Source organism: Geothrix terrae (genome assembly GCF_022808775.1).
Classification (GTDB): domain Bacteria; phylum Acidobacteriota; class Holophagae; order Holophagales; family Holophagaceae; genus Geothrix; species Geothrix terrae.
In genome coordinates, this window is sequence record NZ_JAKZLA010000003.1 from 163,185 (window position 1) to 186,660 (window position 23,476).

Below are 23,476 nucleotides of genomic sequence, written 5' to 3' on the forward strand. Positions count from 1 at the left end.
GCCGCGCTTTTTTCAGCCGGCCCTGACGGCCGGCCCATTCCAGGGAGGGCAGGCACGTGCAGTTCCGGCATCTGGAGACTTTCGCGATGGTGGCGGCCACGCTGAATGTCACGCGCGCCGCCGAACGGCTGCACCTGGCCCAGTCGAGCGTGACCGAACAGATCCAGGCCCTGGAGCAGGACCTCGGGACCGCCCTGTTCGACCGCTCCGGCCGGAAGTTGGCCCTGACCCCCGCCGGGGTCCGGCTGCTGGCCTACGCCCAGGAGCTCCTGGACCTGGCCGCGGAGGCCCGGAACGCCGTGGCCAAGTCGACGAGGGCCATGGGGGGCACCTTGAGATTGGGCACCCTCGAGACCCTGGCCTCGGGCCGGGTGCCGGCGCTGCTGGCGGCCTACAGCCGGGCGCACCCCGGCGTGAAGCTCGTGCTGGGGACCGGCAACAGCCGCGAGCTGCGGGAGCGCGTGAAGGGCCGGGCCGTGGATGCCGCCTTCGTGCTCGGCCCCCCAGGCGAGGATTCCGACCTCCAGGAAGAACCGGTCGGCGAGGAGCGGCTGGTGCTGGCCGTCCCCCCGGGACACCGGTTGGAAGGCCTCGGCCCGGTCCGGCCCGCCGACCTGGCCGCCGAGGCCTTCCTCGCGACGGAACCCGGTTGCGTCTACCGCCAGCTGCTCGACCGTGCTTTCGAGGCGGCCGCCCTCCCCCCACCCAGGATCGTGGGGGAGTTCAGCAGCCTGGGAACCGTCCGGTCCCTCGTGGAGGCTGGCTCGGGCTGCGCCCTGGTTCCGTTCGCCGCGGTGGCCGAGGCCATCCTGCGCGGGAGCCTCGTGGCCCTCCCCTGGGACGGCCCCCTCCGTTCCGCCCAGGTCACCCTGCTGTGGCGGAGACACCGGGAGCCGCCGCCCGCGCTCGGGTCGTTCCTGGCCATGGCCCGCCAGGGGCCCTGGTTCGTCAAATGAGGCGATGGCCGCCGTCCGCGTGAAGCACCGTTCCCGTGATGAATCCATTCCGCATGACGGCCTCGATGGCTTCGGCGATGTCGGCGGGTCTTCCGATCCTCCCGACGGGTAGACGTCGCGCCATGCCCTCCAGGATCTCGGCCTTGCCGGCCCCCGCGACGGCCTCCCAGATCGGCGTGTCCACCCACCCTGGAGAGACCGCATTCACGCGAATGGGCGCCAGTTCGACGGCCAGAGCCCGCACCAGCGACTCCAGCGCGCCGTTGGCCGCCGCGACCAGGGAACCCTTGGACAGCGGGCGATGGGCGGCGATGCCGGAGGTGAACGTGATCGTTCCTCCGGGAGCCAGCCTCGGCGCGCCATGCTTGGCAAGCAGCCAGGGGCCGATCACCTTCGAGTCCATCACCCGCCGCGCGGCCGCCACCTCCAGGTCCGGGAGCGGGGCGTAGGCGCCGCTCATGTCGGCCGCTGTGGTCACGAGGTGATCCAGCGGCCCGATTTCCTCGAACAGCCGGACCACATCCGCCTCGTCCGTGGCGTCCGCCACGAGGGCCCTGGGCCGACCCAGAGCAGCCAGTTCGGTGCAGGCCTTCGCCAGCCGCTCCGGCGATCGGCCCACGATCGTCACAGTGTCACCCTGGGCCAGCAGACTCCCCGCCAGGGCGAGCCCCATGCCCGAACTCCCCCCGACGACGAGGATGTGGCGGGCCAGGCGTGCGTTCATCATGTCCATGTTCCTCCTTCCCGCTGGAGTCACCCGGCGGATGGGGGAGTATCCCGGGGGGAGGGCCCCGGCTGGAAACGGGAAGATTCGATGAAAGCCATCGGAGATCCCGATGACTTCCCGGGCTCCTCGGATGGGCCGCATCCACCGAGCGCCATTGCCCCTAGACTGGAAGGCGGAGGCCAAAAGGGCGCCATGTCCGACCGCTACGCCAAGCAACGCATCTTTCTAGGCCGCGAGGCGGATGAGGCTCTGCGGTCCAAGCGCGTGGCGGTCCTGGGCCTGGGGGCCCTGGGCTCGGTCATCGCCCCCTGGCTGGCCCGGGCGGGCGTGGGCCACCTCACCCTCATCGACCGCGACCTGGTGGAGGCCAGCAACCTCCAGCGCCAGCTCCTCTACGGCGAGTCGGACCTGGGCCGTCCGAAGGCGGAAGTGGCCGCGGAGCGGCTGAATGAAGCCAATTCGAGCATCGAGTTGGCGCCCGTGGTGGCGGACCTCACCAGCGGCAACGCCCGGGAGCTGCTGTCGGGCTTCGACCTCATCTGCGACGGCACCGACAACTTCGAGGCCCGCTTCCTCATCAACGATGTGGCCATCCTCACGGGCACGCCCTGGATCTACGCCGGCGCCATCGGCGGCGAAGGCGTCGTCTGGCCCCTGAACCCGCCGCACACGCCTTGCCTGCGCTGCCTCCTCGAGGAGCCCCCGGCGGGTGGCGACGTGGACACCTGCGACAGCGCCGGCGTGCTGGGCCCCGCCGTGGGGGTCATCGCCAGTTGGGCGGCCCTGGAGGCCATCAAGGTCCTTACGGGGAAGACGCCTCATGCCGACCTGGCCCGCTTCGACTTCTGGCACGACGAGCGCCAGTTCCTGAAGCCTCCCAAGACCCGCTGCCGCTTCTGCACGGAGAAGGTCACCGAATTCCTGGACGACCGCTGGACCCTCAAGGCCAGTGCCCTCTGCGGCCTGGAGGGGGTGCAGATCCGTGTCAATCCGCCCGGGAAACTGGACCTGGCGGCGCTGAAGGCCCGCCTGGAGACCCGCACCCGCAGCCCCTGGAAGCAGGCCGGCCTCATGCTCAAGGGCCAGGACGGCCCCGACGAGATCACCCTCTTCGCCGACGGCCGCGCCCTCGTCCACGGCCCCATGACCCCCGAGCGCGCCCGCAGCTGGTACACCGAGGTCGTGGGGTGCTGAGGCTGAAGAGAAATGGGGATAAGCGGAGGACTACGAAGGGGGCGAAGGAAAGCGGAGAATCATCGCCCTCCACAGCCTCCGTTTCCCTCGGCTCCTCTGCTTTCCTCCGCTTTCAACATTCCTTGTCTCTGATGCACAGGTGATATCCCCATGCTGAAGATCCTCCTCTTGGTATCGCCTGCGGCGATACGCAAGACCTCGCCACCCAGCCATGATTCCTCTCTCAATCAGGTGAATGCTTGATCGTCCATTCCCCCCTCAAGATCGTTCTCGCCTCCCGGAACGCCGGAAAGCTGCGCGAATTCACGGAGCTGTTGCCTGAGGTCACCTTCGTGCCCTGGCCGGCGGACGCGCCGGAGCTGCCGGAGACCGGTGCGTTCTTCCAGGACAATGCCCTGCAGAAGGCGGAGGGCGCGCGGGCTTGGTGGCGCGAGCACGGTGCGGAGCCCGTGGATGGCGTGCTGGCGGATGATTCGGGCCTCTGCGTGGACGCGCTGTGGGGCGGCCCGGGCGTATTGTCCGCCCGATTCGCACCTGACCTGCCCACCTACCGCGACAAGAACCGCCGCCTGCTGGCCATGGTCCCGGATGGGGCGGACCGCTCGGCCCGGTTCGTGTGCGTGCTGGCCTACGCGCCCCTGCGCGGCGAATCCCTCACGGCCAGCGGGGCGGTGGAGGGCTCTCTGGCCTTCGATCACCGCGGCGACGGCGGCTTCGGCTACGACCCCATCTTCATCCCCGACGGCTTCGACCGGACCTTTGGCGAGCTGCCCCCGGAGACCAAGCACACCCTCAGCCACCGCGCCCGGGCGTGTGTCGCGCTACGAGCGCGGCTCGGTTTGGACTGACAACCATCTAGGTCGGGGCCAGGTGGCGGAAGAACCACTGCTTGACGCCCTCGACAGCCAGCAGGTAGGCCACCAGGATGCCGGCCAGCACCAGGAAGAAGAAGGCCGGAGGCGCCACGAACCCGAGGTGGACGCCTGCAGGTGTGAAGGGCAGGCCGATGGCCACCGCCACCACGGCGAGCGAGCAGGCGACGATCCATGCGTTCGGGCGGCTTTTGAACGGATTCATGCGGGTGCGGATGATGAAGATGACGAGGACCTGCGAGGCCATGGATTCGATGAACCAGCCGGTGTGGAACAACTCCGCGCCGGCATGGAAGGTCTTCAGCAGGATGAAGAAGACCAGGAAATCGAAGAGTGAGCTCACGGGGCCGATCACCAGCATGAAATTGCGGATGAAGGTCATGTCCCACTGGCGGGGCTTGGCCAGGTACTCCTCGTCGACGTTGTCCAGGGGGATGGGAATCTCGGAGACATCGTAGAGGAGGTTGTTGAGCAGGATCTGCACCGGCAGCATGGGGAGGAACGGCAGGAACAATGCGGCTCCGGCCATGCTGAACATGTTCCCGAAGTTGGAGCTGGTGCCCATCATGATGTACTTCATGATGTTCCCGAAGGTGCGGCGGCCTTCCAGGACACCGGCCTGGAGCACGCCCAGATCCTGTTCCAGGAGGATCATGGCCGCGGACGCCTTGGCCACGTCCACGGCGCTCTCCACGGAGATGCCGATATCCGCGGAGTGGAGGGCGGGGGCATCGTTGATGCCGTCGCCGAGGTAGCCCACCACGTGGCCCCGCTGCTTGAGGGCGAGGATGACGCGGTTCTTCTGCGCGGGCGCCACCCGGCAGAAGAGGTTCGCCTGCTCCACCTTGGCCTGCAGGGCATGATCATCCAGCTCCTGGATCTCCGTGCCGGTGAGCACGCCGGTCACGGGCATGCCGAGCTCGGCGCAGATGTGCTGCGTCACCAGCTCGTTGTCGCCGGTGACGATCTTGACGGTGACGCCACCGGCGGCAAGCTCAGCCAACGCGTGCTTGGCGCTCTCCTTCGGGGGATCCAGGAAGGCCGCGAAGCCCGCGAAGATCAGGGCCGATTCGTCACCCACCACGGCATGTGGATGGTCCATCCCCACGGACCGCGAGGCGATCCCCAGGACCCGGAAACCGTCCTTGCTGAGGCCTTCGAACACCGCCGTGATGCCAGCCCGGGCGGCGGGATCCAGGGTGCGGGCACCCCCCTCCACCTCGTAGGTTTCAGACAGCCGCAGGACGTCTTCGGGCGCCCCCTTCACCACGAGCAGCCTACCGGTGGCATTCTCCAGGAGCACGGACACCCGCCGGCGCTCGAAATCGAAGGGCACTTCGTCGATCTTGTGCCAACCTTTGGCGTCGATCTCCCGGTGCTCCAGGATGGCGTCGTCCAGCGGGCTCTTCAGCCCCGTCTCGAAGAAGCTGTTGAAGTAGGTCAGCCCCAGCACCCGCTGGCTCTCCTTGCCGCTCGCATCCACATGGCGTTCCAAATGGATCCTGGCCTCGGTGAGAGTGCCGGTCTTGTCCGTGCAGAGCACGTCCATGCTGCCGAGGTTCTGGATGGAATCCAGGCGCTTGACGATCACCTTCTTGGCGGACATGCGCAGGGCGCCGCGGGCGAGGGTCACCGAGACCACCATGGGCAGGAGCTCAGGCGTCAGCCCCACCGCCAGGGCCACCGCGAACAGGAACGACTCCAGCCACGGGCGGTGGAAGAGGGCGTTGGCCAGCAGCACGAACAGGACGAGGAGGATCGTCATGCGCATGATGAGAAGGCCGAATTTCTGCGTGCCCAGCTGGAACGAGTTGGCCGGGGCCTTGGCGGCCAGGGTGTCGGCGATCTCCCCGAGGGACGTGCCCTGACCGGTGCGGCACACCAGCACCTTGGCCGAGCCGCTGATCACGGACGTGCCCATGAGCACGGTGTTCCCGGCCCGGAGCACCTCCGCCTGATCCGGCAGCTCCGCCGGCGCCTTCTCCACGGGATACGGCTCGCCCGTCAGGAGGGACTCATTGATGAACAGGTCCCTGGCCTCCAGCACGCGGCCATCGCCCGGGATCAGGTCCCCGGCGGCGAGGAGGACCACATCTCCCGGAACGATCTCGGCCAGAGGAATGTCGAGGGTCTGGCCGTCCCGCAGGACCCGGCCCCGGACCGCCACCGAATTCCGCAGCCGCTCCGCCGCCTGGCCGGCCCGGTGCTCCTGGACGAAATCCAGGGTCACGCTCATCAGCACGATGGCGCTGATGATGATGAAGCTGACCCGGTCGCCGGTGGCGCCCGAGATGGCGCTGGCCACGAGCAGGATGATCACCAGGGGGTTGAGGAACTTCGCCAGGAACTGGAGGACCACGGCCCTTTTCCGCTCGCCACTGGTCACATTGGGGCCGAACTTCGCCAGGCGCGCCGTGGCCTCGGCGCGGCTCAACCCATCGGGCGTCGCGCCCAACTGCTCCAGCAGGCCGGTGATGGGGAGGCGCCAGAAAGCGATCTCTGGTGGGGCTGCGGGTGTCGGCATGGCGGACCCCCCTTCTGCGGCCTTGGATCGCCTGGTATTCCCTGGACCGCGAATCGAGTGTATTCACCTGGCGGAGCCATGGCCACGAATCCCCCAGGCGGGGCGCCATCGGCCTACACCCGGTGGGAGTGCCCGGCCACCGAGCGGCGGGGGTGCATTCTTCCCGCGCTCCGATAGGGTGGAAGACATGACCTGGAAGCGTGATCCCCGAACCTGGCTGGCCATCGCCGGCGTGCTGCTGCTGTGGTCCTCGGCCTTCGCGGGCATCCGGGCCGGCCTGCGGATCACGTCGGCGGGGCTGCCGGCCGCGGATGGGTACGGCCCCGGCGAGCTGGCTCTGCTGCGCTTCGGCACCGCATCCATCGTCCTGGCCGGCTACGCGCTGGCCACGCGCATGCGGCGGCCGGAGCGGCGCGATCTGCCCATGATCGCCCTGGCGGGCTTCCTGGGCATCAGCGTCTACCATGTGGCCCTCAACTTCGGCGAGCTGACCGTCCAGGCCGGCGCCGCCTCCCTGCTCATCGCGGCGGGCCCCGTGTTCACCGCCCTGCTCTCGGCCCTCTTCCTGGGCGAGCGCCTCACCCGCCTCGGCTGGGGCGGCATCCTGGTGGCCTTCACCGGCGTGGCCCTCATCGCGCTCAGCAGCGGCAGGGGCCTGCGCTTCACGCCCGGCGCCCTGCTCATCCTGCTGTCCGCCGCGGTGGCCGCGGTCTATTCCATCCTGTCGAAGCGGAGCTTCCGGCGCCATTCCGCGCTCGCCTTCACCTGCTACTCCATCTGGGCGGGCACCCTACCCATGCTCGTGTTCCTGCCGGGCCTCATCCACCGCATGCCCCAGGCCGCGCCTTCGGCGACGGCCGCCGTGGTCTACCTGGGCGTCTTCCCGGGCGCCATCGCCTACGTGCTGTGGAACCTCGCCCTCTCCCGCATGCCCGCCTCCCTGCTCTCCAGCTTCCTCTACCTCTCGCCGGTGCTGGCCAGCCTCATCGCCTGGGTGTGGCTCGGCGAGGTGCCCTCCCTGCTCACCATCCTGGGCGGCGCCATCGCCATCCTGGGCGTCATCCTCGTGCAGACGAAGGGGTACCGCCCCGCCGCGGGGTGATCCGGCCCGGTCAGGCGAGGTTCAGGGCGCGGTCTGCGGGAGCCCCGCCAGGGTCCTCAGCGCCGCCCGCGCCTCCGCCTCGGCCCGCGCGGGCGGCCAGGCGGCCATCTCCTGCAGGGAGCGGGTCCGCGAAAGGTGGCGGACCACCTGGAGTCCCAGCCAATACCCCATCCGGTCCGGCAGGTCGCCGTGGACCCCGGCCGGCGAGGCATTGAACCACCGGCGGAAGGCCTCCGGATGTCCCGGGTCGGCCGCCAGCCGGTCGGCATCCGCGAGAAAGCGTCGGCTGAGCTCGGGCAGGCGGTCCAGGGGCAGGGCTCCCAGGTTTTCCTGGAGCAGCCATTGGCCTTCCGTGCGGCCGGGGGCCAGGGTCGCGCTGACGAAGGTGGCCATCCCCTCGGCGAAGAGGGGCAGCAGCAGCGTGGCCCCGGGCATCACCCCGTCGTTGAGCACCCCGGCGCGGCGGGCATGGTAGAGGTGGAACAGCTCGTGGGGCAGGAGGATGCCAAGGTCGGCGTCTTCGAGGGCCAGCGAATCCACCGCCAGCAGCAGCACCGGGGCGCCGTCCGGTCCCACGGCGCTCTTGGCGTCGAAGCCGGGAGCCAGCACCAGGTGGACTGTCGGGCGAGCGGACGCGTCGGGGAAGAGGGCCTTGAACCGGGCCAGCGTGCCGGGGATCGCCTGCTCGACCGCCCGCTCCTCCACCGGAATCCGGGCCGCGAGGCGCCGGTAGGCGTCGAACCGTTGCCGGAGCAGCCGGGCCTTCCGGGGCCCTCCATCGGGGTGGTCCCGCATCTCCCAGACGGCCGCCTCGTAGAGGGTTCGGCGCGGCGCCTCGACGATCCGGTCCCAGAGGGCCGCCTGGACGTCGAAGGGCTGGCCCTCGGCCCTGGCCCAGAACGCCTGGAAGGCCGCCGCCGGGGAAGCTGGCGATTCGCCCGCCAGCGCCGGACCCGCGAAGGCCGAAGCGAGAAGGTCCGCCGTCCCCACCCGATGGATCATCAGCGCTCCAGGAAGAGCCGCGGATCCACGCGGGCGTTGTTGAGGCTGAGGGACCAGTGCAGGTGCGGACCCGTGGCCCGGCCGGTCATGCCGACCTCGCCCAGGAGGTCGCCGGGCTTCACCACCTGGCCCTGGGTCACCGTGATCTTCGACAGGTGGGCGAAGAGGCTCACCACGCCCTCGCCATGGGCAAGGAACACGGCGTTGCCGCTGAAGAAGAAGTCGCCCGTGAGCACCACCATGCCCGCGGCGGGGGCGCGCACGGCCTGGCCCGCCGGAGCCTGGATGTCGAGCCCCGCGTGGGGCGCCCGGGGCTGGCCGTTGAAGATCCGCCGCAGGCCGAAGGAGCTGGTGAGGCCGCCGGGCGTGGGCTGCTGGAATCGCAGGGTCGGGACGAGCCCTTCGGGCCAGGCCTTCCAGGCGGGTCCCATCAGCGCCTGCTCCCGGGCGATGCGCGCCTCGTCCTCCGCGTTCGGCGTCACCTGGCGCTCGTCCTTCAGGCGGATGCGCTGCTCCGGGTAGCGCTTGGGACGAATGGTGAAGGGGATGGACCGCCCCTCCACCTCGATCTCCTGCCGGCCCGGCTTCGCGCTGAGCGGGATGCCCACCACCGCCACCCAGCCCCGGCCGCTCCACCGCACCAGCACGGGCTCCCCGCGGAAGGTCGCCTTCGGCGCGGTCTTCCCGCCCGCGAGAGCCACCACTGCCACGCCACCGGGGACGGGGGAGGGTTTGAAGGGAAGCGGCGCGCGTTCCATGCCGAGCAGCAGAGGCCCCGCCGAAACCAGCAGGATCGCGGCGCCTGGCGCACTAAAGCATCGGGGCATGGGCCCTCCGGGGCTCCCGCCTGGGAGATCCCCAGGATAGCTGGCCATGGCACTCAGCCGGCGAGGTCCGCCCCCAGCCCCGCCTCCCGCATCTTCACCGCCTCCTGGTAGGCGGCCAGGACGGCCGTGCGGACGCGGAGGTACGAGGTGTCGGTGACCTTGGTGTTGAAGGTCAGGGTGGCCACAAGGTAGTCGCGGCCATCCGGCAGGGTCTGGGGAGCGCTCACCTGCACCTGGGGGGGCATGATGGCCGAGGAGCTGGCCTCCCGGAGGTTGACGGCCAGGCTCTCGCACCAGGCCTGGAGCCGCGGCGTAAGCGCCAGGCCCTCGTCGGGGGAGGTCACCATCACCCGGCCGTAGAGCGTGAAGAACAGCCGCAGCTGCGGCGGGTCGAAGGCATGGTTCAGGTAGCCCGACATGCTCGCGATCTGCTGGAAGTCCTTCAGCAGGGCCTGGAGCTTGGGGCTGGCCTGGGCCGGGCTCACCCGCGGGTCCCGTATCCGTACCGCCCCACCAGCAGGTCCAGCCGCTTGCGGGCGTCCTCGGTGACCGCTTCGGGGGCGGTGAAGAGGGCCGCCTTCAGGGCGTCGCCGCAGGCGCAGGCCCGCGGGGCCGGGGACAGCGCGGGCAACACTGCGCGGAGCAGGCGCTGGGCCTTGTCCACGTTGGCGTGCATGACCTCCAGCACGGAGGCCGCGTCCACGCCCTCCTCCTCCTCGCGCCAGGCGTCGTAGTCCGTCACCAGGGCGATGCATGCGTAGCAGAGCTCGGCCTCGCGGGCCAGCCGGGCCTCGGTCACCTGGGTCATGCCGATGAGGTCCGCGCCCCAGCTCTGGTGCAGACGGCTCTCGGCGCGGGTGGAGAAGGCCGGCCCCTCCATGCAGACGTAGGTGGCGCCTCCCTTGATGGGAATGGACAGGGCCTGTCCAGCCTTGAGCAGGGCCTCGGTGGTGTGGGCGCAGACGGGTTCCGCGAAGCTCACGTGGGCCACCAGCCCCTCGCCGAAGAAGGTGTCCTTCCGGTGGCGGGTCTTGTCGATGAACTGGCTCACGAGGCGCAGCTCGCCAGGCTTGTGGCGGGCCTGGAGGCTGCCCACGGCGGACACGGAGATGAGGCGCTCGACGCCCAGGGACTTCAGGGCCCAGAGGTTCGCGCGGTAGTTCACCTCGCTCGGCGTGAACCGGTGGCCTTCGCCGTGGCGGGCCAGGAAGGCCACGGGGGTGCCGTCCAGGGCGCCGAGGTGCACGGGGCCCGAGGGGGCGCCGAAGGGGGTCTGCACCAGCTCCGTCCGGTCGAGGGAGAGCCCCTCCATCCGGTAGAGTCCACTGCCGCCGATGATGCCGATGGGTGCTCGCATGAGGCCATTGTACTTGCGGAATCCACCAGCGCCGTGGTTCTCTGAAGTTTGACAATTTCGTGCTGGATGCACGGGAAGCAGGTGAGACTCCTGCGCTGCCCCGCAACGGTATGCACCACGCCCACGCGTCACCGGGTGTGAGACCTCAAGTCCGAGTCACTGGGATCGTCCCGGGAAGGCTCGGAGGGAGCTGAAAGGCCCCTGTCGCGTGCGAGCCCGGAGACCGGTCCTGCACCTCACCCCCCGTCGCGGGAACGGGCCGGGCCATTCCCTTGCGGGACGCCCAGCCGCCGCGACCTCATGCGTGGAGGCATGATGGGTTCTGCCCGCATTCTCTTCTCCCTGGCGGCCGTGTCCGCCCTCTCCGTGGCCGGCGAAGCCGACCGCAAGCCCGCCGAGGCCACGGTCACCGTCAACGCCGAGGCCCAGCCCGTGGAGGTCACCCGGACTCCGGGCCCCGTGCGCATCGTGGAAGCCGACGAGCTGGCCCGCCTGGGCAGCCGCACCTTGGCGGATCTGCTCGAGGCCCTCCAGCCCGGCGCCGTCATGGCCACCGGCGGCACCGGCAAGCAGGCCTCCGCCTTCCTCAACGGGACCCTGAGCCGCAACCTGGTGGTCCTGCTGGACGGTCTGCGCCTGAACGACCCCACGGCCCTCTCGCCCGACCTGGGCGCCCTCAGCCTCGTGGGCATCGAGCGCGTGGAGCTGATCCTCGGACCCGCCTCCGTGCTCTACGGCAGCGACGCCATCGGCGGTGTCATCGCCCTCACCAGTACCGGCCGCGGCGCGGAAGGTTGCCATGGCCAGACCGGCCTGAAGGTGGGCACGGACGGGCTGCTGGGTGGCACAGCCCAAGTGCAGGTCACAGGAAACCGCGGCTGGATCGCCGCCGGCGCCGAGGCCCAGAAGCAGGAGAGCGGCTTCCCCGACGACGCCTTCCGACAGGCGGGTGGCTTCCTGCGCATGGGCACGAAGCTGGGCGGGGCCGACCTGACCGCCTTCTACCGCAACAGCGGCCAGACCGCGACCATCCCCTTCACCACCTCCGGCTGGCCCGCGACCCGCAGCTACGAACCCCAGCGCGAGATGCACACCCGCCAGGAGAGCTGGGGCGCCAGCCTGCGCTGGGCCCTGGCACCCACGCTGGCGCTGGAGAACACGCTCCAGGCCCTGGAGGGCCGCACGGGCGATCCCAGTGGGCCCCATCGCGAGCAGACGGACCGCGACTTTCGCCGCGTGGAGGACCAGCTCACGCTCCACTGGACGCCGGCCCTTGGCTTCCGCCTCTCCGGCCGCCTGGAGGGCCGCCAGGACACCAGCCATGCCCGGAACTACTACGACCCCGACACCTTCGCCGCCGTGCAGTACCGGGGGGAGGGCACGGACGTGGCCGGAGCGCTGGAGCTGCGCTGGACGCTGGCCGAAGGTCTGGACTGGACCGCGGGCCTGCGCCGCGACGGCGGCCACCGGGACCTCACCCGCTCGGACACCGGCCTGCGCAGCCGCGCGGGCAGCGCCGAGGCGGGCACCTGGCGCACAGGCCTCAACTGGGTGGTGGCACCGGCGCTGCGCCTCTACGCCAGCGCGGGCCAGGGCTTCCGCATGCCCAATACCACCGAGTTCGCCCTGAACGCCCAGGCGGAAAACCAGGATGGCGTGGCCTACCCCATCCTGCCTGAGCGCAGCCGCACCGTGCAGATCGGCGCCACAGGCCAGTTCGCGGGGCACTGGGAGTACCGGCTGGAGGCCCAGCGAACCCGAGTCTCGGAGCTGCTGGCCTACGTCTACGACACCAGCTTCGCCTGGCCGCCCCTCTTCACGTCCCACTACGCGAACCAGGGCTCCATCCGGGCCCAGAGCCTGGAAGGCGCCCTGGGCTGGCGCGGCGGCGAGGCCGTGGCCTATGGCTGGGACGTGATCCTCCGCAGCCAGGAGACCCGCGACTTGGACCACAACACGGAGGCGGACCGCTTCGGCGCCCAGAACACCGCCATCCTGCGGCACCCCTTCTTCACCGCCGCCGTGGCGGGCTTCGCCCAGTCGGGGGCCTGGCGCGCCGACGTGCGCCTCGCCCGGGTGGGGCCCCGCTACGACCTGAACGACACCACCTACGAGGTGACCTCCACGCGCAAGCCCTACCGGGACCTCAGCCTGGGCCTCTCTCACGAGCCCACCAAGCACCTGACCGTGTCGCTGCGCGGCGAGCACTTGCTGCAGCGGAAACAGAGTGTCGAGGATTGGCTCAGCGGCCGCTACGATCAGGACGGTGATGCCAGCCTGGTCTACGGATTTCCCGCCCCCGGGCCCCGCTGGACCCTCGCCGCGACCTGGAGGTGGTGATGCGACGTTGGCTTGCCTTCCTGCTGCTGGCCATCCTTTCGGCAGCGGCAGGCCTGCCCTTGTCCGCAGGGCGGCCGCAGCGGGTGGTAAGCCAGACCGTGGGCACGGACGAGCTGCTGCTGGCCCTGGCGGATCCCGGCCAGATCGCCGCCCTGAGCCACATCGGCCGGGACGCGCGGTTCAGCGCCGCGGCCGGCGAGGCCCAGCGGTTCCCGGCCCTCAAGGACAGCGACGCGGAGAGCGTGCTGCGGTTCCGCCCCGACCTGGTGCTGGCCGCCAGCTTCACCCGTCCTGAGACCCTGGCCCTGCTCCGGCGGGCCGGGGTCCGGCTCGTGGTGCTGGACCGCTTCGACACGCTGGAGGATGTCTACGCCAGCCTCAGGATCCTGGGCCACGAGTTGGGCCAGGAGGCCCGCGCCGAAACCCTCATCGCCCAGTGCCGAACCCGGGTGCAGGCCCTCGCGGATCGCCTCAAGGGCGTCCATCCCGTCCGCGTGCTCACGGCCGGGGCCTACCCCTTCACCGCCGGTTCCGGCACGACCTTCCAGGACCTCTGCGACCACGCGGGCGCCGTGAACGTGGCGGCCGAGGCCGGGCTCAAGGGCCACGCGCCCACGCCCTCGGAAAAGCTGCTCACCTGGAACGCCGAGGTGCTGGTGATCTCCGGAGACCGCGCCGATGGCTCGGATACCCGCGCCCGCCTGGCGGAGATCCCCCACTACCGCGTCCTGCCAGCCTTCAAGGCCAGCCGCTTCGTGGTCATCCCCGGCGCCCTCATGTCCAGCGTCTCCCACCATCGCATCGATGCCTACGAGCTGTTGGCCCGGGCGCTGCATCCCGAGCGCTTCCGGTGAGAGCCCGTCTGGCCATTCCCATCCTCGCGGCGCTGCTGGCCCTGGCCTTCCTGGCCTCCCTGGCCTTCGGCGAACTGAGGCTGAGCTTCGGCCAGGTGGTCTCGGCGCTGGTGGGCGGGGGCGATGACATCGCCCGCACCGTGGTGCGAGACTTCCGCCTGCCCCGCGCCCTGGTGGGCATGGCGGCAGGCGCGGCCCTGGGCGCCAGCGGCGTGGTCATGCAGGCCTTCTTCCGCAACCCCCTCGCCAGCCCCGGCCTGCTCGGGGTGAGCAGCGGGGGCGCCCTGGGCGCTGTGGCCGTGCTGGCCATGGGCCCTATGCTGGGCTTCGCCTCCGCCACGCTGTGGGCCCTGCCCGTGGCCTCGGTGCTGGGCGCCTTCGGCGCGACGGGAGCGGTGCTGATGCTCGCCCAGCGCGGCGCGGGCACCGAGCGGCTGCTGCTCTCCGGGGTGGCCCTGAACGCGCTGCTGGGCGCGGGCACCAGCTTCCTGCTCACCACCACGGCGGGCCACTTCGAGGTGAACGCCCAGATCCTCTTCTGGCTCATGGGGGGGCTGGAGAGCCGCAGCTGGGAGCACGTGTGGATGGGCGTCCCGGCCATCCTCCTGGGCTGCTTCCTGCTGCTGCCCCTGGGCCGGGCCATGGATCTGCTGAGCCTGGGTGAGCAGAGCGCCCAGAGCCTTGGGGTGGACGTGCGCCGCCTCCGCCGCCAGCTCATCGTCCTCTCCACAGTGCTCACGGCCCTGGCCACCGCCGTGGGCGGCATCATCGGCTTCGTGGGCCTGGTGGTGCCGCACATCCTTCGCCTGGCCTTCGGCCCCGCCCACCGGCGCCTGCTGCCCCATTCCATGCTGGGCGGCGCGGCCTTCCTCCTGGCCTGCGACCTCGTCACCCGCACCTTCCCCATCGGCCTGCGGCTGGGTGTCGTCACCGCCCTCGTGGGCGGGCCCTTCTTCCTCTGGCTTCTGCGGAGGCCGCGATGAGGGCAGTCCTCGGTCTCCAGCCTCCGGTCCCCAGGGTGTGCCTCGGGGGCCGGCCATGACCCTTCCGGCCCTTCATGCCGCCGGGCTGTCCGTATCGGGCCGGCTGGAGGCGGTGTCGCTGGATCTCGGCCCCGGCGAGCTGGTGGCGATGGTGGGACCCAACGGGGCGGGCAAGTCCACGCTGATCCAAGCCATGGCGGGGTTGTTGCCGGCCCATGGGGCCATCCAGTGGAATGGACAATCGCTGTCGCACATCCCGGCCGCGGAGCGGGGCCGGCGCCTGGCCTGGGTGGGGCAGGAGGCCCACTTCGAGTTCGCCTTCCCCGTGCGCGAGGTGGTCGCCCAGGGCCGCTACGCCTGGGGCGACGATCCCACAGGCGTGGCTGAAGCCCTGGCGGAGCTGGACCTCACCTTCCTGGCGGACCGGCCCGCCACCCGGCTCTCCGGCGGCGAACGCCACCGCGTGGCTCTCGCCCGGGCCCTCGCCACCCAGGCGCCCATCCAGCTCTGGGACGAGCCTGTGGCCCAGCTGGACGTGCGGCACGCGCTGGAGGTGATGCGGCTGGCCCGGCGGCTGGCGGATGGCGGCGGCACCGTGGTGGTGAGCCTCCACGACCTGCGCGCCGCCTACCGCTTCGACCGCGTGCTGGTCCTGGACCGGGGCCGCCTCGTGGGCAACGGCGGACCCCATGAAGTCCTCACCGCCGACCTCATCCGCCAGGTCTTCCGCGTGGAGGCCACGTTCGTGGAATCCCTCGTGCCGGAGCTGCCGCCGGTTTGAGCCGGACTCCAACCTGAGAAAGCCCGAGCCGTGGATTCACCGAAGCGCGCGCGGAAAGCGGACTTTTCATGCCTTCGGCGCCTTCCGGGAGAGCACCCATCCCAGCCCCACGGGCCCGGCCACGGTGGTGAGCAGGAGGGCACCGATGATGCCGGCCTGGATGTCGGGGCTCAGCAGGGGGGCGCCGTGCCACTGGAGCTGGGCGCCGGTGGCCACGAAGATGAGGCCCACCTCGCCGCGGGGCACCATGCCCCAGCCCACCACGGCCGCGCGGGCGCCCCGGCCTCCGCTGTAGCCCGCCACGTACTTCCCCGCCACGCCCAGCAGGGCCAACACGGCCGCGAAGCCCAAAGTCCTGGGCCGGAAGAGGGCGGTGGGATCCACCTTGGCCCCCATGAGCACGAAGAAGAGAGGGGAGAGCACCGTGACGAGGGGGTGGACCAGTTCCTCAAGGGAATGCTTCTCCCGGTGCTCCAGGTCCACGATGTGGGCGGGCTCCAGGATGAGGCCCGCGGCGTAGGCGCCCACGATGGAGGCCAGGCCCGCCAGGCTGCCCAGCCAGGCCAGCAGGAAGGCGAAGCCGAGGCCCAGGGGCAGCAGCACCTGCTCGCCCCGGAACCGGCTGGCCAGGCGGAAGAGGCGCGGCGTCGCGAGGCGGCCCAGCGTGAGTGCCGCCGTGAGGAAGCCCAGGGCGAGGAGGAGGGTCCTGGTCAGCTCCGAGCCCAGTGATCCGCCCGACCCGTCCGGCGCGCCCGTGGCGGAAGCCCCCACGAGGCCCGACACGGCCACCAGCACCAGCAGGCCCAGCACGTCATCCACCACGGCGGCGCCCACGATGATGCGGCCCTCCGCCGAATCCGCCGCGCCCTTCTCCCGCAGCACCTGAGCGGAGATGCCGATGCTGGTGGCGCAGAGGCAGGCGCCGATGAAGAGGTCCAGCACGAAAGGCGCGCCCTCGGGCAGCAGGAGCCAGGCCCCCGCCAGGCCCACGGCCATGGGCGCCACCACGCCCACGGAGGCCACCCGCAGCGAGGCCATGCCCACCTTCATCATCTGCGCCACCGTGGATTCCAGCCCCACGGCGAACATGAGCACCACCACCCCGAGGCCCCCCAGCAGCTCGGCGGCGGGAGAGGCAGCCACCTCCGGCACCAGGGGCCAGGCCCGGTGCAGGGCCGTGAGCGCCAGGCCCACGGCCAGCTCGCCGGTGACCGCGGGCAGCTTCAGGCGCACGGCCAGCTCGCCACCCACCTTGGCGGAGAGCCACAGCAGCGCCAGCAGCATGAGCGTGCCGGCCAGGGGATCGTGGACCAGGAAGGCCAGGGTCATCCAATGCCTCGGGGAAACGTCTGGCCCGAGGATACTCCACGGTTCATGGCCGTCCGCGCACAGCCAGAGCCGCAACAGGCCGCCACCTCCGAGTGGGGCCCTTCAGCTCTCCGCCGTTCCGGTTCCCTCGGTCTGCTTCAGCCAGGGCAGATGGTGCACGTGGATCCGCCCGTCAAACGTCACGTGGAGCCCGTCCCGCGCGGCGTCCTGGTGGTTCAGCACCGAGCCCCGCGCGCGGGTCTGGTCCAGGATGGCCAGGTCGATGTCGCCCACCAGCACCATCTCGGAGTTCGGGGCGGCCTCCGTGGCGATGCCATCCATGGGGAAGGGGAAGTCGGAGGGCGTGTAGACACCGCTCTGGGCGTACTGGGCCGTGAGGTCCGTGATGAGGGGCAGGCTCCCCACCATGCCCGCGGTCACCACGTAGATCTGGTTCTCCACGGCCCGGGCCCGGGCGCAGGTGGTGACGCGGCTGTAGCCCCGCCGGTCGTCCGTGAGGTAGGGCACCACCAGCAGCTGGACCTCCTGCTCCGCCTGGATCCGGGCCACCTCGGGGAACTGCACGTCGTAGCAGATGGACACGCCCATCCGGCCGAAGTCCGTGTCGATGATGTGGATCTCCTGGCCCGGCTCGAAGTGCCAGACGTTCCGCTCCGTGGGCGTGAGGTGGAGCTTGGGCTGGTGGACGGGCCCGTGGCCCGGCACGAAGGTGGAGGCCACGTTCTGCAGCTTCCCGTCCACGAAGCGCGGATGGGTGCCCGCCACGATGATGCGGTCGTACTTCCGCGACAGGTGGAGGAACAAGCCCTCGTAGTCGACGGTGAAACGCTCCGCCAGCTCCCGCATGGCCTCCGGGGGCGGGAAGCCGGGCCGCAGGCAGCTCAGGAGCTGGACCGCCAGCAGCTCGGGGAACACGATGACGTCGGCGTCGTAGTCGTCGCCCACATCCACGTAGTTCTCCACCTGGGTGGCGAAGGCGGCGAAGTCGGCCACCGGGCGCAGGGCGTACTGGATGCCGCAGACCCGCACCGGACGGGACAGAAACGGGGTGGGGGCCTTGAAGCGCATGCCGTCGCCTCCTCAGAGTTCCATGACGATGAGGGCCGCGTGGCCCAGGGTCTCCGGATCCGGAGCATAGTCCCGCAGCACGCCGCGGACCTGGAACCCCACGCGGAGCTGCTTCGAGAGGGTGGGATCGAAGATCCGGCCGGCCACCACGGCCTCCACGTAGGCCTCGGGGCTCATCTCGTGGGCCACGAGGTGGTAGCCGGGGATGCGGGCCCCGGCCACGAAGGCGCGACAGCCCAGGTGCCGGCCCAGCTCGATGCGGCCCTGGTAGAGGAGCCGCCCGATGCCCTGGTCCTGCCAGGCGGGATCCACGGCGATGTTCACGCCATAGAGGGCGTCCCCCTCCAGGTCGTGGGTGTACAGGCTGCCCCGCCCCGTGATCACGGACCAGGTGTGGGGGGCCAGCGCCGCGGCCAGGGACACCCGCTGGGCCGTGGAGGTCCCCACGAGGCGCTCGCCCACCGCCACCACCATCTGGCCCTCGGGGAACCGCTCGATGTGGCGCAGGAGGTTCTCGGCGGACCACACGGCCTCGGGGCCATGGGGCGGCGGGTAGACGCGGGCCATCAGGTCCCGGATCCCCGGCACGTCCTCCGGGCGCCGGAGGCGGCGCAGCACGGGGGTGGATGGGCCGAGGTCGTCCATGACGCTCCCGGAGAGGCTCCCCAGGTTAACCCACCCCGCCAGCCTGTCCGTTCGGGCTAGCCTGGGGCATGCTTTGGACCGACCTCGCCGCGTGGACTGCCGCCGCCCTGCTCCTGGCGGGACTGATCCTCCTGCGCCGGCACTGGGCCCGCCTGCCTGCGCTGGAGCCGGACCCCGCCCTGCCCGCCGACCCGCCGCCCGTGTGCCTCTGCATCCCCGTCCGGAACGAGGTCCTCGAGCTGCCCGCCGCCATCGACTCCTGGCTGGCCCAGGACTACCCGGCCCTGCGCATCGTCGTGGTGGACGACGGCTCCACGGACGGCAGCACGGAAGTCCTCCAGGCCCGCGCGCAGGCCCGGCCGGACCGCCTCCGGATCGTCCGCAACGACCTCCTGCCCCCCGGCTGGCTGGGGAAGAACCACGCCCTGGATCTGGCCGCCCGCCAACCCGAAGCCCAGGGCGCCGAGTGGCTGCTCTTCGCGGATGGCGATGTCCAGGCCGCCCCGACCCTGCTGCGCCGGGCGGTGGCCTTCGCCCTGGCCCAGCCCACGGACATCCTCGCGCTGATCCCCGGCGTGGATGCGGTCAGCCCGGCGGAGCGGGTGGTGCTGCCCCTGGCGGCCTCGGCCTTCCAGGTGCTGGTGCCACCTCACCAGGTGCCGAACCCCCGCCACCCGGCCTTCTGCGGCGTGGGCGGCTTCACCCTGGTGCGGCGGGAGGCCTACGCGGCCGCCGGTGGCCACGCCGCCGCCCCCCTGGAGGCCATCGATGACATGATGCTGGCCTGGCGGATGAAACGGGCCGGCTTCGTGAACCGCGTGGCCCGGGGCGGCCCGGACCTGCACCTGCGGATGTACCACGGCCTGGGAGAGCTGGTGCGGGCCATGCGGAAGAACGCCGCCGCCGTGCCCGCCTGGGGCCTCCTGCCCCTGCTGCTCCCGCTCCTGGCATGGGTCGGGCTCGCCCCCCTCTGGCTGCCCTTCGCGGGCCACCCGGGCCTGGCCCTCCTCCTGTGGCTGCTGGTCCCGGCCCTGGCGGGGGACGTCCAGCAGCGCATGACCGGCCGGCCCATGGACCTGCTCTGGGCCCTCTGGCCCCTGGACACGCTGGTCTTCGCGGCGGGCACGGCCTGGGCCTTCGCGGACCGCCTGCGGGGGGTGAACCACTGGCGTGGGCGGGACGTCAAGCTGCGCTAGGCTGGTGGACCCGCCCCTCGCGGACGGCCCAAAAGATTTTCTTGTTTTTTTCGCTTTTTGAATCCATCCTGGAAAGCACCCCTTCCGGAGGACCCCATGGCCGCAGCCGAACAAGATGACCGCCTGAAAGCCCTGTCCCGCACCGTGGCCGACATCGAGCGGGCCTTCGGCAAGGGTTCCATCATGAAGCTGGGCGACCGCATGAGCCCCTCCGAGGGCATCGAGGTCATCAGCACCGGCTCCATCGCCCTGGATGCCGCCCTGGGCGTCGGCGGCGTGCCCAAGGGCCGCGTCGTGGAGGTCTACGGCCCGGAGGCCAGCGGCAAGACCACCCTGGCCCTGCACATGGTGGCCCAGGCCCAGAAGAAGGGCGGCCTCGCCGCCTACATCGACGCCGAGCACGCCCTGGATCCCGAATACGCCAAGAAGCTGGGCGTGGATGTGGACAACCTCTTCATCAGCCAGCCGGACAGCGGCGAGCAGGCCCTGGAGATCTGCGACCAGCTCGTGCGCAGCGGCGCCCTGGACATCATCGTGGTGGACTCCGTGGCCGCCCTGGTGCCCAAGGCCGAGATCGACGGCGAGATGGGCGACAGCCACGTGGGCCTCCAGGCCCGCCTCATGAGCCAGGCCCTCCGCAAGATGACCGGCACCATCAGCAAGACCCACAGCTGCGTCGTCTTCATCAACCAGATCCGCATGAAGATCGGCGTGATGTTCGGCAATCCCGAGACCACCACCGGCGGCAACGCGCTGAAGTTCTACGCCTCCGTGCGCCTCGACGTCCGCAGCATCCAGAGCATCAAGGGCAACACGGGCGATCCCCTGGTGGCCGCCAAGGACGAGGACTCCTCCGTGGTGGGCAAGAAGACCAAGGTGAAGGTCGTCAAGAACAAGGTCGCCCCACCCCTCAAGGTCGCCACCTTCGACATCATGTATGGCGAGGGCATCAGCCGCACCAGCGAGCTGGTGGAGCTGGGTACCCAGCTGGAGATCATCCAGAAGAGCGGCTCCTGGTACAGCTACAAGGACAGCCGCCTGGGCCAGGGCGCCGAGAACGTGAAGAAGCTCTTCACGGACAACCCCGAGCTGGCGGACGAGGTGGAAGGCCTCATCCGCGAGCGCCTCGGCATGAAGAGCGCCGCCGTGGAAGTGTAAGCACCATCGATCTGCGCGCCCTTGGAAGGGGTCGGCAGACGGCGGCGGTCCCCAAAGGCCGCCGCCGTTTTTTGATGTGGCCCAGTCAAAGACGAAAGACCGGAACGCGAAGGGCGCGAAGGGGAAAGGCAAGGACGTGAAGGCGGCTCCATGGCCCCGACGCAGGACATCTTGGCACCCCTCGCGTTCCCGATCTTTCCGATGACCGGGCGCCGTGCTAGTCCTTGTCCTGCACGCCCAATCCGGCTCCCTGCAGATGTTTCGGCAGGGGCGCCGCGCCCTGGGCGCTGAAGGGGGCTCCGGCGGGGGCCGCGGCCTTCGGCGCGGAGGGCCGGGGCCCTGGCTGCGCCCCGGGCTGGGCCTGGAGGGACTTCATCTGCTCCGCCGTGGCGAAGGGCTCCAGGCGGGCGATCTGCTCGGTGGTGGGGAAGCTCTCGTAGCGGACGCGCCGAGGCCCCCAGATGTCCACGGCGGTGCCGCGGACCTCGTGCATGCGAGGCAGGGACTGGCGCCAGTAGATCCCCAGCGGCTCGCCATCCGGATCGGCAAAGCCGATGAGATCGGCCTCGGGGAGCAGGGTCGGGACCCCGCCGGTCCAGGTGGCCATGGTGAGCGGCTTGCCCTGGGCGGTCTTCAGCAGGAGGACCGGAGCCGGGCGTCCCAGACTGGGATCCAGGTCCTTCTCCTGGTTCCGGAGCGCCTCCAGGAAGTCCATGTTCTTCAGCTCCCGCTGGGGGGCCGACATGGGGTGGGGCTCCTGGAGCCGGGCGGTCATGAGCTTGTCGCCGATGCGCTCCAGCACCGCGAGCTGGAGGACCGGGGCACCGGCCTGGCCCCCGGCCTGAAGGACCCGGCCCACTTCCTCCATGAGCTTGGGCAGCAGGATCTGGGGCGCCGCCAGCAGGGTATCCGCCGTGGGGATGGCCAGGAAGGGATGCTGGTCCTTGAAGAGGCCGTGCCAGACCTCGGGGAGCAGCAGGCGGGCGGCGTCGGCCCCGTCGTGCCAGGGTGCCTTGTAGATGCCCGAGGGCAGCCGCACGAAGGCGCCCTCGCTGCGGTGGCGCAGGTGGTCCAGGGCCATATCCAGCACGTCCTCGGCGGGCTGGTCCCAGATCCGCAGCCAGGCGGTGGGCATCACCACCCCACCCACGCGGATCCGGGCCGTCAGGCCGTCGATGAAGGCGTGGCTCCAGCGACCCTCGCGCTCGGCCCGCCAGGTGGGCACCAGCTCCGGCAGGAGATGGTCCTGGGCGTCGATCCAGGGCTCCGGGAGGGGCAGGCCCAGCCGGTGGGTCTCCGCCACCGCATCTGCCCAGGCTTCACGCTCTTCCGCCCGCCGGTGGGCCTCGAAGGTCGGGATGAGCGCCTCCAGCCCCGGCAGGGACGCGGGCAGGCCCCGGGTCTCCAGCAGGGTGGCCAGCGACGGCAGGGGCGCCTCGTCGGCGCGGGAACGGAAGCGATCGAAAAAGCCCATTTTCAGCGGTCCAATCAAACAGTCCATTCTGACGCATTAAATGAAATTATGCTTGGGGAATGGAGCCCCGCGACACCCTGGGCCGCCCCCTCAAGGCGCTGCGCATCTCGGTCACCGACCGCTGCAACTTCCGGTGCACCTACTGCATGCCCAAGGATGTCTTCGGGCCGGACTACCCCTTCCTGGCCCGGGAGGCCCTGCTCAGCTTCGAGGAGATCACCCGGCTGGCGCGGATCTTCATCGGCCTCGGCGTCACCAAGATCCGCCTCACGGGTGGAGAGCCCCTCATGCGCCGGGAGCTGCCGGTCCTGGTGCGCATGCTCTCGGCGCTGCCCGGGCTGGAGGATCTCGCCCTCACCACCAATGGCGTCCTCCTTCCCGATCTGGCCCGTCCCCTGAAGGAAGCCGGCCTGAACCGGATCACCGTCAGCCTCGACACCCTGCGCCCCGACCGCTTCCGGGCTATCAGCGACACGGACCTGCCCCTCGACCGCGTGCTGGCGGGGGTGGCCGCCGCCCGGACCGCCGGCTTCGGCCCCGTCAAGCTGAACTGCGTGCTCAAGCGCGGTGTGAACGACGACGAGATCCTCGACCTGGCCGCCTTCGCCCGCGAGGAAGGCCACACCCTGCGCTTCATCGAGTTCATGGACGTGGGCACCACCAACGGCTGGCGGATGGAGGAAGTGGTGCCCGCCTCCCGGGTCCGGGCCCTTCTCCATGCCCACTGGCCTCTGGAGCCCGTGGAGGCCGAGGGTGGCGCCGTGGCCCGCACCTGGCGCTATGGCGACGGGAAAGGCGAGGTGGGGCTCATCGCCTCCGTCACCGCCCCCTTCTGCCGCGGCTGCGACCGCGCCCGCCTCTCGGCGGAAGGCCGTCTTTATACCTGCCTCTTCGCGGGGGACGGCCTCGACCTGAAGGGGTTCCTCCGGAGCGGGCACGACGATCCGGGCCTGACGGCCCTGCTGGGCTTCCACTGGAAGCGGCGGAGCGATCACTATTCAGAGATCCGTCACGCCGCCACGCCCGGCCTCCCCAAGGTGGAAATGTCCCGCATGGGGGGATGACGCCCGGCCTTCGAACCGATTCC

21 protein-coding genes and 1 riboswitch are annotated in these 23,476 nt (G+C 70.7%); of the genes, 11 read left to right on the plus strand and 10 right to left on the minus strand.

Annotated features, from left to right (window positions below; genetic code table 11):
• Positions 1-56: 56 nt before the first annotated feature.
• Entirely contained in the window at positions 57-956 is a 900-nt protein-coding gene (locus MLE42_RS06730; protein ID WP_243287115.1) for a LysR family transcriptional regulator, read from the plus strand.
• On the opposite strand, the gene MLE42_RS06735 is transcribed toward MLE42_RS06730, so the two are convergent.
• Positions 949-1,683: an SDR family oxidoreductase gene (locus MLE42_RS06735; RefSeq protein ID WP_243287116.1), complete on the minus strand. Its 735-nt coding sequence runs from the start codon at positions 1,681-1,683 to the stop codon at positions 949-951. The two genes, MLE42_RS06730 and MLE42_RS06735, sit on opposite strands and share 8 nt — an antisense overlap.
• Before the next feature lie 192 nt (positions 1,684-1,875).
• On the opposite strand from MLE42_RS06735, the gene MLE42_RS06740 reads away from it, so the two are divergent.
• A complete protein-coding gene (locus MLE42_RS06740; RefSeq protein ID WP_243287117.1) occupies positions 1,876-2,877 on the plus strand; it encodes a ThiF family adenylyltransferase in 1,002 nt (333 codons plus the stop codon).
• Between the two features lie 239 nt (positions 2,878-3,116).
• Positions 3,117-3,725 carry a non-canonical purine NTP pyrophosphatase gene (locus tag MLE42_RS06745; RefSeq protein WP_243287118.1) on the plus strand — a complete coding sequence of 203 codons (609 nt, stop codon included), beginning with the start codon at positions 3,117-3,119 and terminating at the stop codon, positions 3,723-3,725.
• 7 nt (positions 3,726-3,732) lie between these two features.
• On the opposite strand, the gene mgtA is transcribed toward MLE42_RS06745, so the two are convergent.
• Positions 3,733-6,273: a magnesium-translocating P-type ATPase gene (gene mgtA / locus MLE42_RS06750; protein ID WP_243287119.1), complete on the minus strand. Its 2,541-nt coding sequence runs from the start codon at positions 6,271-6,273 to the stop codon at positions 3,733-3,735.
• Positions 6,274-6,460: 187 nt separating this feature from the next.
• Here mgtA and MLE42_RS06755 point away from each other — a divergent pair, with 187 nt between their 5' ends.
• On the plus strand, positions 6,461-7,375 hold the full coding sequence (locus MLE42_RS06755) for a DMT family transporter (protein ID WP_243287120.1): 915 nt from the start codon (positions 6,461-6,463) through the stop codon (positions 7,373-7,375).
• A 21-nt stretch (positions 7,376-7,396) separates the two neighbouring features.
• Here MLE42_RS06755 and MLE42_RS06760 read toward each other — a convergent pair whose 3' ends face one another.
• The 4 genes from MLE42_RS06760 to mtnP are packed head-to-tail and all read right to left on the minus strand — an operon-like array spanning position 7,397 to position 10,561.
• A complete protein-coding gene (locus MLE42_RS06760) occupies positions 7,397-8,377 on the minus strand; it encodes a DUF2268 domain-containing putative Zn-dependent protease (protein WP_243287121.1) in 981 nt (326 codons plus the stop codon).
• Positions 8,377-9,204 carry a M23 family metallopeptidase gene (locus MLE42_RS06765; RefSeq protein WP_243287122.1) on the minus strand — a complete coding sequence of 276 codons (828 nt, stop codon included), beginning with the start codon at positions 9,202-9,204 and terminating at the stop codon, positions 8,377-8,379. The genes MLE42_RS06760 and MLE42_RS06765 overlap by 1 nt, the downstream gene beginning before the upstream one ends.
• Before the next feature lie 53 nt (positions 9,205-9,257).
• The gene (locus MLE42_RS06770; protein ID WP_243287123.1) at positions 9,258-9,689 is read right to left on the minus strand and encodes a hypothetical protein; all 432 of its coding nucleotides are present in this window, start codon (positions 9,687-9,689) and stop codon (positions 9,258-9,260) included.
• The gene (mtnP, locus tag MLE42_RS06775; RefSeq protein WP_243287124.1) at positions 9,686-10,561 is read right to left on the minus strand and encodes an S-methyl-5'-thioadenosine phosphorylase; all 876 of its coding nucleotides are present in this window, start codon (positions 10,559-10,561) and stop codon (positions 9,686-9,688) included. The genes MLE42_RS06770 and mtnP overlap by 4 nt, the downstream gene beginning before the upstream one ends.
• A gap of 47 nt (positions 10,562-10,608) precedes the next feature.
• A riboswitch (cobalamin riboswitch) is annotated at positions 10,609-10,807 on the plus strand.
• Between the two features lie 66 nt (positions 10,808-10,873).
• Between mtnP and MLE42_RS06780 the strand changes: the two genes are divergently transcribed.
• The 4 genes from MLE42_RS06780 to MLE42_RS06795 are packed head-to-tail and all read left to right on the plus strand — an operon-like array spanning position 10,874 to position 15,519.
• Positions 10,874-12,901: a TonB-dependent receptor plug domain-containing protein gene (locus MLE42_RS06780; protein WP_243287125.1), complete on the plus strand. Its 2,028-nt coding sequence runs from the start codon at positions 10,874-10,876 to the stop codon at positions 12,899-12,901.
• Positions 12,901-13,755, plus strand: a complete 855-nt coding sequence (locus MLE42_RS06785) for an ABC transporter substrate-binding protein (RefSeq protein WP_243287126.1) — start codon at positions 12,901-12,903, stop codon at positions 13,753-13,755. The genes MLE42_RS06780 and MLE42_RS06785 overlap by 1 nt, the downstream gene beginning before the upstream one ends.
• On the plus strand, positions 13,752-14,738 hold the full coding sequence (locus MLE42_RS06790; RefSeq protein ID WP_243287127.1) for a FecCD family ABC transporter permease: 987 nt from the start codon (positions 13,752-13,754) through the stop codon (positions 14,736-14,738). Before MLE42_RS06785 ends, MLE42_RS06790 begins: the two co-directional genes overlap by 4 nt.
• A gap of 55 nt (positions 14,739-14,793) precedes the next feature.
• Positions 14,794-15,519 carry an ABC transporter ATP-binding protein gene (locus MLE42_RS06795; RefSeq protein ID WP_243287128.1) on the plus strand — a complete coding sequence of 242 codons (726 nt, stop codon included), beginning with the start codon at positions 14,794-14,796 and terminating at the stop codon, positions 15,517-15,519.
• Between the two features lie 66 nt (positions 15,520-15,585).
• Here MLE42_RS06795 and MLE42_RS06800 read toward each other — a convergent pair whose 3' ends face one another.
• The 3 genes from MLE42_RS06800 to MLE42_RS06810 all read right to left on the minus strand — a co-directional run bounded on the left by MLE42_RS06800 (position 15,586) and on the right by MLE42_RS06810 (position 18,561).
• Positions 15,586-16,848 (minus strand): cation:proton antiporter, encoded by a 1,263-nt coding sequence (locus MLE42_RS06800; protein WP_243287129.1) that lies wholly within the window; start codon positions 16,846-16,848, stop codon positions 15,586-15,588.
• 102 nt (positions 16,849-16,950) lie between these two features.
• Positions 16,951-17,916 carry a carbon-nitrogen hydrolase family protein gene (locus MLE42_RS06805; RefSeq protein ID WP_243287130.1) on the minus strand — a complete coding sequence of 322 codons (966 nt, stop codon included), beginning with the start codon at positions 17,914-17,916 and terminating at the stop codon, positions 16,951-16,953.
• Positions 17,917-17,928: 12 nt separating this feature from the next.
• Positions 17,929-18,561: a GNAT family N-acetyltransferase gene (locus tag MLE42_RS06810; protein WP_243287131.1), complete on the minus strand. Its 633-nt coding sequence runs from the start codon at positions 18,559-18,561 to the stop codon at positions 17,929-17,931.
• A gap of 68 nt (positions 18,562-18,629) precedes the next feature.
• On the opposite strand from MLE42_RS06810, the gene MLE42_RS06815 reads away from it, so the two are divergent.
• Positions 18,630-19,757, plus strand: coding sequence for a glycosyltransferase family A protein (locus MLE42_RS06815; RefSeq protein WP_243287132.1), 1,128 nt, complete (start codon positions 18,630-18,632; stop codon positions 19,755-19,757).
• A gap of 96 nt (positions 19,758-19,853) precedes the next feature.
• Positions 19,854-20,915: a recombinase RecA gene (recA, locus tag MLE42_RS06820; protein WP_243287133.1), complete on the plus strand. Its 1,062-nt coding sequence runs from the start codon at positions 19,854-19,856 to the stop codon at positions 20,913-20,915.
• Positions 20,916-21,132: 217 nt separating this feature from the next.
• Here recA and MLE42_RS06825 read toward each other — a convergent pair whose 3' ends face one another.
• A complete protein-coding gene (locus MLE42_RS06825) occupies positions 21,133-22,389 on the minus strand; it encodes a DUF1444 domain-containing protein (protein ID WP_243287134.1) in 1,257 nt (418 codons plus the stop codon).
• A gap of 59 nt (positions 22,390-22,448) precedes the next feature.
• Between MLE42_RS06825 and moaA the strand changes: the two genes are divergently transcribed.
• On the plus strand, positions 22,449-23,453 hold the full coding sequence (gene moaA / locus MLE42_RS06830; RefSeq protein WP_243287135.1) for a GTP 3',8-cyclase MoaA: 1,005 nt from the start codon (positions 22,449-22,451) through the stop codon (positions 23,451-23,453).
• The last annotated feature ends 23 nt before the right edge of the window (positions 23,454-23,476 follow it).

What these genes read in the sequence shown, in the direction of transcription:
- MLE42_RS06735 (WP_243287116.1), bottom strand. Translation starts at nt 1,683, where the DNA reads ATGATGAACGCACGCCTGGCCCGCCACATCCTCGTCGTCGGGGGGAGT.
- MLE42_RS06740 (WP_243287117.1), top strand. Translation starts at nt 1,876, where the DNA reads ATGTCCGACCGCTACGCCAAGCAACGCATCTTTCTAGGCCGCGAGGCG.
- mgtA (WP_243287119.1), bottom strand. Translation starts at nt 6,273, where the DNA reads ATGCCGACACCCGCAGCCCCACCAGAGATCGCTTTCTGGCGCCTCCCC.
- MLE42_RS06755 (WP_243287120.1), top strand. Translation starts at nt 6,461, where the DNA reads ATGACCTGGAAGCGTGATCCCCGAACCTGGCTGGCCATCGCCGGCGTG.
- MLE42_RS06760 (WP_243287121.1), bottom strand. Translation starts at nt 8,377, where the DNA reads ATGATCCATCGGGTGGGGACGGCGGACCTTCTCGCTTCGGCCTTCGCG.
- MLE42_RS06765 (WP_243287122.1), bottom strand. Translation starts at nt 9,204, where the DNA reads ATGCCCCGATGCTTTAGTGCGCCAGGCGCCGCGATCCTGCTGGTTTCG.
- mtnP (WP_243287124.1), bottom strand. Translation starts at nt 10,561, where the DNA reads ATGCGAGCACCCATCGGCATCATCGGCGGCAGTGGACTCTACCGGATG.
- MLE42_RS06780 (WP_243287125.1), top strand. Translation starts at nt 10,874, where the DNA reads ATGATGGGTTCTGCCCGCATTCTCTTCTCCCTGGCGGCCGTGTCCGCC.
- MLE42_RS06785 (WP_243287126.1), top strand. Translation starts at nt 12,901, where the DNA reads ATGCGACGTTGGCTTGCCTTCCTGCTGCTGGCCATCCTTTCGGCAGCG.
- MLE42_RS06795 (WP_243287128.1), top strand. Translation starts at nt 14,794, where the DNA reads ATGACCCTTCCGGCCCTTCATGCCGCCGGGCTGTCCGTATCGGGCCGG.
- MLE42_RS06800 (WP_243287129.1), bottom strand. Translation starts at nt 16,848, where the DNA reads ATGACCCTGGCCTTCCTGGTCCACGATCCCCTGGCCGGCACGCTCATG.
- MLE42_RS06805 (WP_243287130.1), bottom strand. Translation starts at nt 17,916, where the DNA reads ATGCGCTTCAAGGCCCCCACCCCGTTTCTGTCCCGTCCGGTGCGGGTC.
- MLE42_RS06810 (WP_243287131.1), bottom strand. Translation starts at nt 18,561, where the DNA reads ATGGACGACCTCGGCCCATCCACCCCCGTGCTGCGCCGCCTCCGGCGC.
- MLE42_RS06815 (WP_243287132.1), top strand. Translation starts at nt 18,630, where the DNA reads ATGCTTTGGACCGACCTCGCCGCGTGGACTGCCGCCGCCCTGCTCCTG.
- recA (WP_243287133.1), top strand. Translation starts at nt 19,854, where the DNA reads ATGGCCGCAGCCGAACAAGATGACCGCCTGAAAGCCCTGTCCCGCACC.
- MLE42_RS06825 (WP_243287134.1), bottom strand. Translation starts at nt 22,389, where the DNA reads ATGGGCTTTTTCGATCGCTTCCGTTCCCGCGCCGACGAGGCGCCCCTG.
- moaA (WP_243287135.1), top strand. Translation starts at nt 22,449, where the DNA reads ATGGAGCCCCGCGACACCCTGGGCCGCCCCCTCAAGGCGCTGCGCATC.